This is a genomic window from Brucella sp. NBRC 12950, from assembly GCF_030268145.1.
Taxonomy (GTDB): domain Bacteria; phylum Pseudomonadota; class Alphaproteobacteria; order Rhizobiales; family Rhizobiaceae; genus Brucella.
In genome coordinates, this window is sequence record NZ_BSQC01000022.1 from 18,565 (window position 1) to 33,576 (window position 15,012).

Here is a 15,012-nt window from a genome sequence, read left to right on the forward strand (position 1 = left end):
AATAATATTGACCACAGGGCGTCAACATACTTATTTAGAAAGTGATCGGGTGATAAGCTTTATCCTGTCTGGCAGATGATCTCCTAACAGAATCGAACGCGAAATTAAGGACCGTAAACCGGTTCGCAAGCAAAATGGGAACGAGATGCAAACGAAAGAATTCGATTATATTGTCGTGGGCGGCGGCTCAGCCGGCTGCGCCGTTGCAGGGCGGCTGAGTGAAAACCCGGAAAACCGCGTGGCTTTGATTGAAGAAGGGCCTAGCGACTGGCATCCCTATATTCACCTTCCAGTCACTGTTTACAAAACCGCTCAGGGTGATCTGCTGCAACGCTTCTTACAGCAACCATCGCCCAACTCATCGCGAGAAACACACTCGATGGTCCAAGCACGCGTCCTAGGGGGTGGTTCTTCGGTCAATGCGATGCTCTATGTTCGCGGAATTCCAGACGATTACGACAACTGGCAAAATCTGGGGGCAGACGGCTGGAGCTACAAGGATGTACTGCCCTATTTTACAAAGTCCGAACATAACGACCGCCTTGCCAACGATGAACACGGGCAGGGTGGACCACTCGGTGTTTCTGACCCCGCTTTTATCCATCCTTTGTCGCGAGCATGGCTGAAGGCCTGCCAGCAAGCCGGATTGCCTTACAACGCCGATTTCAATAGCGGAGATCAGCTGGGATGCGGCTTTTATCAGACGACAACACGCGACGGTAGACGCTGCAGTTCCGCAGTGGCCTTCGTACATCCTGCCCGCAGGCGGCCGAACTTCGGCCTCTTCACCCAATCCCGTGTCACCCGGCTGATTATCGAGAAAGGACGCGCCAAAGGTGTCGAAGTGCTCAGGAATGGCGAACGACATGCCCTCTATGCCCAGCGCGAGGTTGTCGTATCCGCGGGTGCGATCAACTCACCACGTCTTCTGATGCTCTCGGGCATCGGCCCCGCCGATCAGCTTCGCTCGGTGGGCATAGACGTGGTCCACGACCTTCCCGGCGTCGGGCAGAACCTTCAGGACCATATGGATGTCTATCTAACCTACCATATGAACGGGCCGAACAGTTACGATCGCTACAAGAGGATCGGGTGGAAGAGTCTGGCCGCCCTGGAATACGGGCTTTTCAAACGAGGCCCGGTTACCTCAAATATCATGGAGGCTGGTGCTTTCTGGTGGGGCGACCCCACGCAACCGACTCCCGATATCCAGTATGTGTTCCTTCCTGGAAGTGGCGTTGAAGAGGGCGCGCCCTTGTCTGGCGGGTATGGCTGCACGCTCAATGCCTGCCTGACGAGGCCCCGGTCGCGCGGCTATGTTTCGTTACGCAGTGCCGATCCGACAGTGGCTCCTGTAATCGCACCCAATTATTTTAGCCACCCCTACGATCTTGAATCGATGGGGGAAGCTGTCCGTTTCGGCTGTGAGATCATGTCACAGAACGCCTTGCAGGGCTTGGTCGGCAAATCACATTTACCCGACAAGACGCTTCGCACGCGGAGCGAATTCCTGGAGTATGCGCGCCGATACGCCCAGGGCGCTCTTCACCCTGCCGGTACCTGTCGCATTGGTGCGGAAACCGATCGCGGTTCTGTGCTCGACCCGGAGCTTCGCGTCAGGGGTATACTTGGTCTCAGAGTGGCTGACGCTTCGGTTATGCCGAGCCTTACCTCCGGTAACACCAATGCGCCATCGATTATGATCGGAGAAAGAGCTGCAGCGTTTCTCAGCCGCCAAAACTAAGACACTTCGGGGGATAATATCCCCCGAAGATCAGACGATGGCCGGAAAAGATCGCTCCGGCCGGGCTCATCCAACAATTTCGCCCGACCCTAACTGACCAGCTTCAGGTCTGCCTGACGATTTGCCTTGCCGAGAATTAAGTCAGATGCTTTCTCAGCCAGCATAATAGTCGGCGCATTGGTGTTCGACGAAACAATTCTTGGCATCACCGAGCTATCACATACCCGGAGTCCTTCGACCCCGCGCACCCGAAGCTCCGGATCAACCACTGAAGCTTCGCTGCCCCCCATTCGACACGTGCCAACCGGGTGATAAGCCGTCCGGGCATGACTGCGAACGAAATCCGCGAACTCATCGTGGCTTTGCAGATCATGACCCGGCATATGAATGCGGCGAATAAAGGGTTCAAAAGCCTTTTGCGAAAGAATGCTGAGGCTAAGCTTGACGCCGTCGATCCCGCGCTCAAGATCGTAAGGATCGGAAAAACAGTTCAGATCGATCTTCGGTGCCTCGGACGGATCGTTTGACGCGAGCTTTACAGAGCCCCGCGATCGTGGGCGCAGATGGTATGAATTCAGGGTACAACCATTTCCCCCAGGAACCGATCCAATGCCTTTTTCAACTCCGGCTCCGGCAAGAAAATGAAACTGAAGATCCGGTGTCTTCTCTTTCCTGTCACTCCACCAGAAAGCACCACCCTCAACAATATTGGAGGATACGGGGCCGCGACGAAACATCAGATATTCCATCCCTGCCCAAAGCTTCCAGTGCGGCTTCTTATATTTGTCGTAGGAAAAAGGCCCCCTTAATTCCGCGACAATATCGACGTCCATATGATCCTGCAGATTGCCGCCTACGGCAGCTGCATCCTTCAGCACCGGAATGCCGTGATGCGCCAGTTCTCCAACGGGACCGATGCCAGAGAGCATCAGCAATTTCGGAGAACCGATCGCTCCGCTCGTAATGACAATTTCACCCGAAGCGCGGGCCTGTTCAATTCTGCCATCGACTTCATACTCGACACCGACGGCGCGCCGGTCTTCGAAGAGAACACGACGAACAACACATTGCGTGAGCAGTTGTAGGTTCGTCCTGTCGAGGGCGGGCTTGAGATAGCCAACAGCCGCACTGCATCTGCGGCCGTTTCGGGTCGTCGTCTGATAAAATCCACACCCCGCCTGCTGCGCACCGTTGAAATCAGCGTTGTACGGCAATCCCGCCTGCTGCGCCGCTTTTACAAAAACGCGTGTCATCGGGCTAATATGACTGTTGTCACTTACTGACAACGGCCCGCTATCTCCGTGATGCGGACGCGAGTAGCGGACATTGGATTCTGAGCGTATAAAGTAAGGAAGGACATCTTCACCGCTCCAGCCCGTACATCCCTCAACATCAGCCCAGCGATCATAGTCGTCTAGGCAGCCACGGGTATAAACCATAGCGTTGATCGAACTTCCGCCTCCAAGGACCTTACCCTGAGGGTAAACAAGAACACGGTTATTGGCATGAGCGACCGGCTCAGTCGAGTATCCCCAGGTCAGAGGCCCCTCTGTCATCTTGGCGAAGCCCACCGGGAGATGAATGAACGGGTCGCGGTCTTTCTTTCCCGCCTCAATCAGTAACACTCTGTTGCGATGATCCTCACTGAGCCGCGAGGCGATCGTGCAGCCTGCTGATCCCGCACCTATTACAATATAGTCGAAGTTGCCCTGCGTCATCACTATTTCACCCATGGCTTTCGAGCACCCATATCGATATGGACCGATTTAACCTCGGTATACTCTTCAACGCCATATTTCCCGGTCTCACGGCCCGTCCCGGACTGTTTGTAACCGCCAATAGGCATCTCAGGCCCCCCGGTCAGAAAAGTATTGACCCAGACACGTCCCGCTTTAATTTTGCGAATGGTTTCAAAAGCGGTAGTCAGGTTACCTACCCACACACCGGCCGAAAGACCGTATTCGCTGTCATTAGCGATCCTAACCGCCTCATCTGCACTTTCAAACTCCATAATGCTCGCCACCGGTCCGAAAACCTCGGCGCGATTAATTGCCATGTCTGAACGTATGTTCGAAAACAATGTAGGTTCGATGAAAAAACCGGGGCCATCCAGGCTTTTTCCGCCCGTATCCAGACACGCTCCTTCCGCCTGGGCATCCGAGATGTGAGACATAATCTGATCTCGTTGCTTGGCGCTGATGATCGCGCCAACCTGAACTTCAGGGTCGAGCGGATCGCCCGTTTTTACACGAGCGAGTTTTCTAAGAACTTTTTCCTTCAGGACATCCCCAATGCCCTTCTCACAAATAAAGCGGCTTCCCGACACACAGGTCTGCCCAGCATTATAAACCATGCCGTGAACCAGCCCATCGGCCGCCGCTTCGAGATCTGCATCTGCAAAAACGATCTGAGGGTTTTTCCCGCCAAGCTCAAGACTGACTTTTTTAATATTCTGCGCCGATGCCACAATTGCGGAACGTCCAACGTGAGTGGAGCCCGTAAATGATATCATGTCGACATCTTGATGGTCCACGAGTGCCTGCCCGACAACGCTTCCTGGACCCGTTACCACATTTACAACGCCATCAGGGATACCAGCCTCTACGATAAGTTCAGCCAGCCTTAGCGTCGTCGCCGATGTCATCTCGCTTGGCTTAACAACAGCTGTGCAGCCAGATGCAAGAATAAACGGCAACCTTTCAGACAAAATGAAAAATGGATAGTTCCAGGGGGTGATTACCCCAACCACACCAATCGGCTCTCGCAACACCATGCCGAAGAGATCGGAACCGAGATTATTGAAGCTGTCTCCATGTAAAACCTGAGCAAGGCCGGCGGCATAATCCCATATTCCGGCTGCTGCTGCTATTTCACCCCTGGACTGGCTAATGGGTTTGCCCGCCTCAAGCGTCTCCAGAATCGCCAGCTCTTCGGCATTCTTTCGTATTAGTCCTGCAACCTCCCTGAGCTTCTCAGCACGGATTGAAGAGGGAAGTGAGGACCATCGTCCGTCGTCAAACGCCGAGCGCGCCGCGGCAACGCCACAGTCTGTATCAAATCTTGATCCAGACTGGATAACAGTGACATTCGTTCCATGCGCCGGACTCTTGCGGACGAGTTCTCCGTCCGGGCGACCCTTTGTCCAGTTCCCGTCAATAAACTGAAGGAAATTGCGGGCCGTTTGCGGCAAGAGCGATTTCGGATCCATATCCATGAGTGTGGCCCTCCTAAAAGCCGTGCACCTATGAGATAAGCCTCATTATTCTTTTCATCTTATCTCTTTCATATTGGTAATACTACTTTTTTCGCCATGTAATGCAAGGGCCAAACGCCACTCACGGTGAATTTGAGGAACGTCCGCCTGCATTAGCACTGTTTGCATCAGGGAATTGCACAAAAACCGGTGGACTTTTTTAGCGGCCGAATTATCTGCACTGATAATCAATGGCTATGGCGACTGGATGTGTTTCTCTGTCGGAAGAAAACGAAGACTCCGGTTGTAAGTGAGTTTCGACGCTTTTGTGCGCACAATCGCTTTCCCGCCTATTCCGATAGCCAGACTGCCGAAAATCAAGATAGGGGTTGATATTGTTGAATTTCCACTTAAGAGATATTATCTTCTTTCGGAGGGTGATCGCACCGCCTGGCATTGAATTACGTAGAGGGAAGACCTGTGGAAACATTAACGAGCCGTACAATTAGTACCCTGAAGCGCCGGATAGCGGACGGTTCGATTGTGAAGGACAGTAAACTTCCCCGTATCGAAGATCTCGCTCTGGAATTTGGCGTCAGCAGGACCGTTATCCGCGAGGCAATTGCAGTCCTGCGCTCGGAAGGAATCGTTGAAAGTAAGCATGGTGCTGGCGTTTTCGTTCTGCAACCATCCGCGAAACCGGCTCCCCAGACCATGGAAGATGCACTGGCATCTGTCCACACGGGGGCATCTTTTATGGATTTACTTGAATTGCGCATGGCCTTTGAAGTTCATGCCGCAGGCCTCGCCGCTTCCCGTCACTCCTGGGCCCAGGAAGACACGATCTGGAAATCGCTCAGCGAATTCGAAAAGTTGCGCCACGATCCTGCTGAGCTCGACAGACTCGATTATGAGTTTCATAAATCGATCGCTGAGGCCACCAACAACACTGCATTTATTGAATTTTTCAAGTTGATGAGCGATCAGTTGATGCCTCAGCCTGCATTTTCGCGCGAGATAAACCCGGCACTCATCACAGATTCTTATATTGACCACACGATCGTTGAACATCGTGCCATCTGCGATGCAATCAGCTCTCGCAATGTCGAACAGGCCCGCGAGGCGATGCAAGCCCACCTCATTCGCAGTCATCGCCGCTATCGCGGTTTTGCGGGTACGCCTGAAAGGGCACTTGCCAACAAGCCCGCAGACGGAGAGTGATGATACCACTCTTGCCGCAGAGAGGTTGATCGAACAACGCCATGAGCAAGAATGCTGCCGATGAGACCTTTTTTCTAGGTAACTGAAACAGCGGTGGGGAGTTCATCTACGCTTGTCCAAGGTCTTCGCGCGTTTCAGCGTTCGCGCGCTGTGGTTACATGTTCTGTTGATGAGACTGCCAGGCAGCCACAAGCTAAATGAGCGCTGTTTACCTATGGAAAGAAGCGGTCACACGGAACCCGCGGGGACGGTTGGTGGTCAATACTATTGATGCACGGCGTCAGACGATCAGAAGTCGCCTGGCGCTCATCCTGACAAAGTTTCATTTTCAAACAATCTCACCCCTCGGAATCCGCCGGATCTCGGGGATTTTGCGCAGAATGGAATATGCCGCCGCGTGTATGGTGGAGTGTAAGGCTCACACGAAAAAACAATACAATCTTCAACAGTAACCCACTGTTCACCGCTCAAAAGAACGATTTGGCTCGACATGCCACACGCATAGTCGCCGGTCAACGAACTGCTTTCATCGATTCTTGCCAAAAAAATCTGTCCGTTATCGAAGCACTTCCTATCGACTGCAGTCTTACAATCATCACGAACGCGCCTTCAATTGCCATTGCACTTGAAAGCCGCCACCGATGCCAAATTGTCATGAGCGGGGGCAATTTCGATCGCAGGCAGGGTGCTGTTCTCCGATCGCCCGCGCCATCGACGTTCAGGCACTACATCCCGATCTGCTCGCCCTGGGCTCATGTCGCCTGGATCCCGAAGTCGGGATTACAACGCAGAATGCCGAAAAACCACGTTAGAAAGTCACCTCATTAAACAGTGCCGCAGTACCATCACTATCGCCACGAACGATATGCTCGGTCGACCCTTTCGCAGCCTGCCCAATCACAGAACTGGTTTTCTTAATCCCCGAGCAACCAGCTCCAGTTGCTATGACATCCTGGTTTGAGCAGAACAGCGTCAGGACCATGCAGCCGAGCCAATCTGTAGTGCCAGCCTTCGCCGTGGTAGTGCCATCTCACCCGTACCCACCAGGTTCAAAAAATCAATTCCTGACAACAGCAGGCGAATTCAGCCAGAAATCGTACCACATTCACCGCGTCATAATATGACATGTTGACTTATGTGAATTAAGCAGGTTAATTTTCTTCCGCCACGTCTGAGGAGTATTTTAATGGACCCGCAACTTATCAAGCAGAAACTCGGCTCGGGCCTGCTTTCTTTTCCTGTAACACATTTCGATTCAGAAGGGCTTTTTGCGGCAGAGAGCTACAAAGAGCATGTCGAATGGCTTTCAGGCTTCGATGCACCCGTCCTGTTTGCAGCCGGAGGCACGGGGGAATTCTTTTCTCTTCGTCCGGATGAAATACCTGCGATCGTTACCGCAGCGAAAGAAGCAACAACGAGCAGCGACACTGCCATTGTTTCGGGCTGTGGTTATGGCACCGAAATTGCGATCGAAATCGCAAAATCCGCAGAAAAAGCCGGCGCTGACGGCATTTTGCTATTACCTCATTATCTCATCGATGCGCCGCAGGAAGGCCTTTATCAACACGTACGGCGCATCTGCCAGGCAGTTGGAATCGGCGTGATGGTTTACAATCGGGACAATGCGGTTTTACAACCCGACACCCTTGCACGTTTGTGCGACGCTTGCCCTAATCTCGTTGGCTTCAAAGACGGCGTCGGGGATATTGCACTGGTACGGCAGATCACAGCGAAAATGGGAACCCGCCTCACCTATCTCGGCGGCATGCCGACGGCCGAACTTTTTGCTGAAGCTTACCTCGGTGCGGGCTTCACGACCTATTCTTCTGCAGTCTTCAATTTCGTCCCTGGTCTCGCTGTGGAGTTTTATCAGGCTCTGCGGAACCAAGAACGGCAAACCTGTGAGCGCATCCTGAACGATTTCTTTTACCCCTTCATGGCACTGCGCAACCGCAACAAAGGATATGCTGTGGCAGCCATTAAAGCCGGTGTTCGTCTCCAGGGCTTCCACGCGGGCGGTGTCCGCGCTCCTCTTTCAGATCTCACACGGGAAGAGGAAAAACTCCTGGACACATTGATTGGCAGTTACGACCGAAGAATCGCCGCTTGAGCCAAAACCGGGCTGCAAAGCCACGTCTTGCCGCCCGGAAATTTCCTACACGAATGGTCAGCGACTGGAGAAACCCTGTTTCCGGAATCACTCGTGAGATTTCTTGTTTCGATTCTGGCGCAGCCATAATGGAGACTTGTTCATGCTGTTGTTAGGCGCTCAGACCGACTTGCTGCAGGGCCCTGATTCTTGTTGACCGATGACCTCACACGGGATCGCCAAGGCGAACCCGGCCCGAAACATTTCTGCCTGCAACACGCAGCAAACCTGAGCACAGAACAGCTTCTCGACGTCGTACAGCGCCGATCAGTCCGATATTTTCTGGATGCCAGTGATCCTTCGAGCGGACTTGCTTATGACCGCCTGCGCCTCAACGGTTCGTCACCGAATGGCATCATATCGCTGGGAGGATGTGGATTTGGATTCCTCGCAATCCTTGTTGCGATTTCCAAGGGCTGGATAACCCGGTCAGACGCTGTTGCAAGAACACTACAAATGCTCAGATCGCTGCAGAAAATCGACCGGTTTCACGGTGCTTTTCCTCATTTTGTAGCACACAGATCGCTTAATGTACGCTCGTTTTCGCGCTACGACGATGGTGGCGATCTTGTCGAAACAGGGCTCCTGCTCCAAGGCCTGATCTGCTCACGCTCTTTCTTCACAAATGATGATCCTGCAGAACGTCAAATCCGCACCATGATCACCTCTCTCTGCGACAGCGTGGAGTGGAACTGGTATGTCCGCTCTCGCAAACGTCCCTCACTGTACTGGCATTGGAGCCCAAAGTACGGATGGAAGATGAATATGCCGATTACCGGGTGGAATGAGGCTTTGATCGTCTACATTCTTGCTGCAGGATCGAAAAACTTTGAAATTCCTGCCGAAGCATTTCATTCCGGATGGACCAATGAGGGAAATTTTCTCAATGGCCAGCAGTATTACAACACAGTTTTACCCGTTGGTGTGCCGTTTGGCGGGCCGCTGTTTCTCTCACAATATTCGTTTTGCTGCCTGGATCCGCGTGGTCTTGTTGATTCCAATATGAACTATGAACAGCAGGCTCGGGCCCATAGTCAGATAAATTACCTGCATTGCCTGCATAACCCAAACCGATACACGGGATATGGTCAGCACGGTTGGGGCTTAACAGCCTGTGATACGCCTTCAGGGTATTCCGTGAATTGTCCAGCAACCGATAGCGGGATACTCGCCCCGACCGCCGCTTTGTCCAGCTTTCCTTTTCTGCCTGCCGAAGCCGGACAAGCACTGCGCGCTTTTTTGGGCTATAAGGGCGGTGCTCTTTTCAAGGATTTTGGGTTCGTAGACGCATTTCGGCCGGATGGAAGCTGGGAAGCGAAAACACATCTCGCAATTAATCAGGGACCTATCATCGCGATGATTGAAAACTACCGAACAGGGTCGCTCTGGTCTTTGTTCATGGATTGCCAAGACGTCCAGCGCGGATTACAGCGACTGGGCATCACGACCACAACATACTGCGGTCCACTGAACGTCAGTACGTCTTCTGCCGGCTGAATTCAGGAAAGTCACACTCTGACAATGGCGGTTTCAAACGGTCGTCATCTTTGCTTTTCTTTCGGTCGGTCAGGTACTACGAGATTGGGCCAAACTCACATGGAATTATTTTATGAATCTGGGAGGCTTATGCCGATAACTCCGAGATCAGTCTGAAAATGCAGACAATATAACCCATGATTTTCAATGAGAAGTTTGCAAAAGCTACCTCTAATTGATAAGGAATCGCCTGCGACTGCTATCATCAGTCGATCAGTAAGATCAATTCATCTGAATATCCAGGAAGCAAACAAGGAAATTGACCCGCGGTTCTGCCCGAATTTGACGAGGATTGCCTGGGCTCAACGCCTTTTAATCTCCGAGTGAATAAGAAGGAAACACGGTGTCAGATAAGACAGCTAGCTTTACCCTCTACGGCAAAACGTTCGACCTGCCTGTACGACAAGGCACTGTCGGGCCGGACGTCGTCGACATCGGTCCACTTTATAAGAACGCCCACGCTTTCACTTACGATCCAGGTTTCACTTCGACCGCTTCTTGCGAATCCAAGATCACCTATATCGACGGCGATGAAGGCGTGCTGCTGTATCGTGGCTATCCGATTGATCAGCTTGCTGAACATGGCGACTTCCTCGAAACCTGCTACCTGCTGCTTTACGGTGAACTGCCTACAGCAACCCAGAAGGCCGATTTCGATTACCGCGTGACCCGTCACACGATGATCCACGAGCAGATGACGAAGTTCTTCACCGGCTTCCGTCGTGACGCGCATCCAATGGCTGTCATCGTCGGCTGCGTCGGCGCAATGTCAGCATTCTATCACGACTCGACCGACATCACTGATCCGCATCAGCGCATGGTTGCTTCGATCCGTCTGATCGCCAAGCTGCCTACGCTCGCTGCAATGGCCTATAAGTACCACATCGGCCAGCCATTCATGTATCCGAAGAACGACCTCGATTTCGCGTCGAACTTCCTGCACATGTGCTTTGGCGTTCCTTGCGAAGATTACAAGGTCAATCCGGTTCTGGCACGCGCCATGGACCGCATCTTCATTCTGCACGCTGACCACGAACAGAACGCTTCGACATCGACTGTTCGTCTCGCTGGTTCGTCAGGCGCAAACCCATTTGCATGTATCGCTGCTGGCGTTGCCTGCCTCTGGGGCCCTGCACATGGCGGCGCAAATGAAGCAGCGCTCAACATGCTGGCTGAAATCGGTTCTGTTGACCGCATTCCAGAATTCATTGCACGCGCCAAGGACAAGAACGATCCGTTCCGTCTGATGGGCTTCGGCCATCGCGTTTACAAGAACTACGATCCGCGCGCCAAGATCATGCAGAAGACCTGCCATGAAGTTCTCGGCGAACTCGGCATCAAGGACGATCCGCTTCTCGACGTTGCTCTGGAACTCGAAAAGATCGCTCTGACCGATGAATATTTCATCGAAAAGAAGCTCTATCCAAACATCGACTTCTACTCCGGCATCACGCTGAAGGCTCTCGGCTTCCCAACCGAAATGTTTACGGTTCTGTTCGCCCTCGCCCGCACCGTCGGCTGGGTCGCTCAGTGGAAGGAAATGATCGAAGATCCACAGCAGAAGATCGGTCGTCCGCGCCAGCTCTATACTGGTGCTCCAGAACGCGATTACGTGCCAGTTGCAAAGCGCAAGTAATCCTATCCCCGAATGCAGAAAACCCCGGCAATTTGCCGGGGGTACCCATTACTCGCTTCACTACGCGGTGAGACCGTAGTCATTTGGAATGATTGGCAGAAATCAGGGGGGGAAAGAGACCTAAAACATCTTGGCATGTTTTGAGATCATCCTTATCATAAGCGGTCGACGGCACGATATCCAACTGGTAAACGCAGTTTACTTAATTGCGAAACATGTAAACGAGAGTAACATTCTTGGCTGGTCAGACCAACATCGTAAAGAAACGGCCGACAGCAAATGATGTCGCCTCTCGCGCCGGGACGTCCCAGTCAGCCGTGAGCCGCGTTTTTACTGAAGGTGCAAGCGTATCTTCTGAGTTACGCAAACGGGTGATGAAAGCCGCAAACGAACTGGGTTACAGACCAAACGCGATTGCCCGTTCACTGATAAGACGCCGCTCTGGTCTAGTGGCCGTAACAATCGCACCTATGCACAATCCTTACAATGCGGAACTGATCGAGACGCTCACACAAAGGTTGCAGGATCAGGGTTATCAGGTGCTGTTGTTTACTGCGCCTCATGGTTCTAGTTCGCCGTTTTTGCTGGAGCAAGTGTTACAGTATCAGGTTGAAGCGGTAATCCTGGGTTCCACAGGTCTGACTCCATTACAAGCCAGTGAGTGCCAGCTGGTGGGTGTTCCTATAATAATGTTCAACCCATCACTCCAGGATACGAACGTTTCTGTTGTACTCGGTGAGAACGAGCGGGCCGGCGAAACAATAGGAAATTTTCTCGTTCGCGGCGGACACCGCCGCTTGGCCTTCATGGCTGGACACGAGCATTCCGTTGGGAGTTACGATCGGGAGCGCGGTTTTACGCGCGCAGTTTTAAATGCCGGTCTGCCTACCCCCCTGCGAGCGCAAGGGGATTATAATATCCACACAACAGCGTCAGCGATGCGGACCCTGATGAAGAGAAAAGATCGCCCTGACGCCATATTCTGCGCCAATGATTCAACCGCAATTATCTGCCTTGACGTCGCGCGCTACGAATTTGGACTGAATATACCGAATGATCTTTCGATCATTGGTTTCGACGACATGGCACAGGCACGACTCCCCTGCTATGATCTTACTACTTATGCCCAGCCAGTTGCACCAATGGTAGATCTGACAATCGGTATAATCAGCGATTTCGTACGGGATCCGTCGCAATCTCCCCGGCGGATCACTGTGGCCGGAGAGTTTGTCATACGGGGAACCGCACGGATCCCTGACGGCATGACACGCCAGCAGAAGGAGCTGCTTTAAACCGATATTCCGGACATCCGCCGAAGAACATTTTCAGTAATTTTTGAGACCCCGTTTTTATAATTCCCGACTGGCAAACATCCAATCCAGCAAATTGAACCGACCGAAAAGACCGAGCCCCCATCCGGCGTGTCAAGCCAGGTGAGATCGGCCCGTACCAGCGGATTCGTCGAACCGCCCTGCATTGGCAACATATTTGTGTAATCCTCAATGACAGGCTGAAAGTAATCGCTGTGCCCGATCGAAGAGGCAAGCACCTCCGTCTGAACCGGCGTTCCCTGTAAAATGTCAGTATGATCTATTTCATCGCCCGCTGCACCACCCAGCATGAGGCCCTCTTCTCCGATGATCATGTCGGAAACCCCTTCAAAAATCCAGGAGCGCGGACCGGAACGCGCGGAATCGGCGATCCGGTAGGGTGACGCTCGACCCCAGCCTACGGCACCCATACCAATTCCTGTAAGTCGATGCGGGCTGCGCCCTTTGACACGCCATATACCGCCCATCTCACCACTGAAAGCATGTACCGTTTCGCCCGGAGGTGACGTCCAGTTGCGCGCGCCAGTGTTGCCCCGACGCACTTCGATCAACGCGCTGTCCTCCGGATGGAAGGTCGTTGTCCAGTAGAATCCGTTGCCGCCGAGGTACATCAGATTTCCACCATCAGAAATATATTCCTGGACAGCATCCAGCATCCGTTCAGAAACATATTCCGGATGTGATCCCGTCAGAACAACGTTATAATCTTCCAGCGCCTGACGGCCTTCAAGATGAAGATCCTCGTCGGTCAGGACATCATATTCGAAGCCAAGCTCAGTCATCCAGTCCAGTAAATAAAAGTCCGCCGCAAAATGGCGGTAAGAACTGTTAAGCCAGTTACGGTGAAACGGACGGAAGTTGAGAAGCGGACGCAGTCGCGATGCATAAGCAACACCAAAGCCATCGAGATGATTATCGTAGATCGACAGACCAAGCTCAGGATGGGCTGCGACATACTCATCTGCTGCCTGAGGCTCGACTGCATCATTTTTCATGAGCGATAACTCAGCGACGCCAATCTCGCTGAGCGAATTGGTTTCATTTCCATATGCGAGATATGTATTTGTAGGTGCCAGAAAAGCTATTTTCGCTTTCGCACCGTCGAGTGCGGGACGCACATAAAACGGAATCCAGTCTTCAGACTCATTGTCCCTCACGCGCAGTGCATAAACACCGCTCGCCCACTCTTTAGCGACCGGAAGTACAAGGCTCTTTTGCCAGTCACCACCGACAACCATATCAGCACGAAAGTGAATTGCATCATACTCATCTTCAGCCAGACGGTAGTGATGATATCGTCCGCTCCAGCGCGGCCCGGTGACAGCACGCATGGGCGCGTTCACAAGCCTCGCGGGCGGCCCGCCTTCAATCAGGCATGATATCGTAAAGGATGCCGGCCTGGCTCCCCAGGCCCATGCCGCCCACACGGCAGTCCCAAGCGCATTTTTAGCAGATTCTCCCTGACAAATACGGTCCGCCAGCCCTTCGTTAACTTTCCCGGTTGCAAAAACCAGTTCCGCGATTTTCCCGGTAAAATGGTTTTTCACGCCTGCCAGCGTCTGTGTGGCAGCAACCGTGACGGAGCGATGAGCTTTTGATTTGAACACGCGCTCAGTATGGGAATAGCTCCGGACTATAGTCTGTCGTGAATAACCTATTCGCGAATGGCCGCCAAGGTAAAGTTTGATCAGACTTGCCTCAACGCGCAAAACGACCGTATACCAGCGGTGGTTTTCAATGTCGGTGTCAATTTCCTGGACAACGGTGCCATTCAGAACCAGCTGAAGTTTGGCATGATGCAGACGGAGCGCAAGCTCTTCAACGGCTTCGACAGACAACAGCGTCTGGGGCACGTCACTTTGCACGAATGTCGGCAGGAACGAAAAGCAGATTGTGCTGCTTTCCTGCGCCAGCCTGCCAGCTGTGTCCTCAAAGGTGAGGAATGAGCCAATTTTCGATTTCTGGTGCCGTCCGGGATAATCGGCCGCTATCCGGGCATCAACCGGGTGGAGTTTTCGCCCGGGAGCGCCCTCCCGGTCATCAATACTCTGAATTCGCCATACCTCGGCTTTGAATGCGCTTTCGGCAGTGCTAACATAGAATGTAAGTTCTTCGCCCGCGCGTGCGCTAAGACGATCCGCATAACCCGTAATTCGGGTCGGATGAATTTTCTTTGACATAAATTAACACTCTCTTGCGGAT

The 15,012-nt window shown here is 52.8% G+C and carries 10 protein-coding genes; 7 read left to right on the forward strand and 3 right to left on the reverse strand.

All coding sequences use genetic code 11. The features are described 5' to 3' along the window. The first annotated feature begins 145 nt into the window (after positions 1-145). Complete coding sequence (locus QSJ70_RS25560; protein ID WP_285540813.1) at positions 146-1,744, forward strand: GMC family oxidoreductase; 1,599 nt, start codon at positions 146-148, stop codon at positions 1,742-1,744. 89 nt (positions 1,745-1,833) lie between these two features. On the opposite strand, the gene QSJ70_RS25565 is transcribed toward QSJ70_RS25560, so the two are convergent. Both QSJ70_RS25565 and QSJ70_RS25570 read right to left on the reverse strand, forming a co-directional pair. Beyond that, complete coding sequence (locus tag QSJ70_RS25565) at positions 1,834-3,477, reverse strand: GMC family oxidoreductase (protein WP_285540815.1); 1,644 nt, start codon at positions 3,475-3,477, stop codon at positions 1,834-1,836. Then, positions 3,465-4,958 (reverse strand): aldehyde dehydrogenase family protein, encoded by a 1,494-nt coding sequence (locus QSJ70_RS25570; RefSeq protein WP_285540817.1) that lies wholly within the window; start codon positions 4,956-4,958, stop codon positions 3,465-3,467. The genes QSJ70_RS25565 and QSJ70_RS25570 overlap by 13 nt, the downstream gene beginning before the upstream one ends. 459 nt (positions 4,959-5,417) lie before the next feature. Here QSJ70_RS25570 and QSJ70_RS25575 point away from each other — a divergent pair, with 459 nt between their 5' ends. From QSJ70_RS25575 to QSJ70_RS25595, 6 genes are all read left to right on the forward strand, one after another. Then, the gene (locus tag QSJ70_RS25575) at positions 5,418-6,158 is read left to right on the forward strand and encodes a FadR/GntR family transcriptional regulator (RefSeq protein ID WP_285540821.1); all 741 of its coding nucleotides are present in this window, start codon (positions 5,418-5,420) and stop codon (positions 6,156-6,158) included. A gap of 387 nt (positions 6,159-6,545) precedes the next feature. Then, positions 6,546-6,986, forward strand: a complete 441-nt coding sequence (locus QSJ70_RS27730; protein ID WP_352231031.1) for a DeoR/GlpR family DNA-binding transcription regulator — start codon at positions 6,546-6,548, stop codon at positions 6,984-6,986. Positions 6,987-7,344: 358 nt separating this feature from the next. After that, positions 7,345-8,268 (forward strand): 5-dehydro-4-deoxyglucarate dehydratase, encoded by a 924-nt coding sequence (kdgD, locus tag QSJ70_RS25580; protein WP_285540823.1) that lies wholly within the window; start codon positions 7,345-7,347, stop codon positions 8,266-8,268. A gap of 192 nt (positions 8,269-8,460) precedes the next feature. Beyond that, positions 8,461-9,804, forward strand: a complete 1,344-nt coding sequence (locus QSJ70_RS25585) for a glucoamylase family protein (RefSeq protein WP_285540825.1) — start codon at positions 8,461-8,463, stop codon at positions 9,802-9,804. Between the two features lie 382 nt (positions 9,805-10,186). Further along, positions 10,187-11,479: a citrate synthase gene (gene gltA / locus QSJ70_RS25590; RefSeq protein ID WP_285540827.1), complete on the forward strand. Its 1,293-nt coding sequence runs from the start codon at positions 10,187-10,189 to the stop codon at positions 11,477-11,479. Positions 11,480-11,715: 236 nt separating this feature from the next. Next, positions 11,716-12,771, forward strand: a complete 1,056-nt coding sequence (locus QSJ70_RS25595; RefSeq protein WP_285540829.1) for a LacI family DNA-binding transcriptional regulator — start codon at positions 11,716-11,718, stop codon at positions 12,769-12,771. On the opposite strand, the gene QSJ70_RS25600 is transcribed toward QSJ70_RS25595, so the two are convergent. Continuing rightward, positions 12,768-14,990: a N,N-dimethylformamidase beta subunit family domain-containing protein gene (locus tag QSJ70_RS25600; protein WP_285540832.1), complete on the reverse strand. Its 2,223-nt coding sequence runs from the start codon at positions 14,988-14,990 to the stop codon at positions 12,768-12,770. The genes QSJ70_RS25595 and QSJ70_RS25600 overlap by 4 nt on opposite strands. Positions 14,991-15,012 lie beyond the last annotated feature (22 nt).

Excerpts from the sequence above, each read along its gene's own strand:
- QSJ70_RS25560 (WP_285540813.1), top strand. The coding sequence starts at position 146 with ATGCAAACGAAAGAATTCGATTATATTGTCGTGGGCGGCGGCTCAGCC.
- QSJ70_RS25565 (WP_285540815.1), bottom strand. The coding sequence starts at position 3,477 with ATGGGTGAAATAGTGATGACGCAGGGCAACTTCGACTATATTGTAATA.
- QSJ70_RS25570 (WP_285540817.1), bottom strand. The coding sequence starts at position 4,958 with ATGGATATGGATCCGAAATCGCTCTTGCCGCAAACGGCCCGCAATTTC.
- QSJ70_RS27730 (WP_352231031.1), top strand. The coding sequence starts at position 6,546 with ATGCCGCCGCGTGTATGGTGGAGTGTAAGGCTCACACGAAAAAACAAT.
- kdgD (WP_285540823.1), top strand. The coding sequence starts at position 7,345 with ATGGACCCGCAACTTATCAAGCAGAAACTCGGCTCGGGCCTGCTTTCT.
- QSJ70_RS25600 (WP_285540832.1), bottom strand. The coding sequence starts at position 14,990 with ATGTCAAAGAAAATTCATCCGACCCGAATTACGGGTTATGCGGATCGT.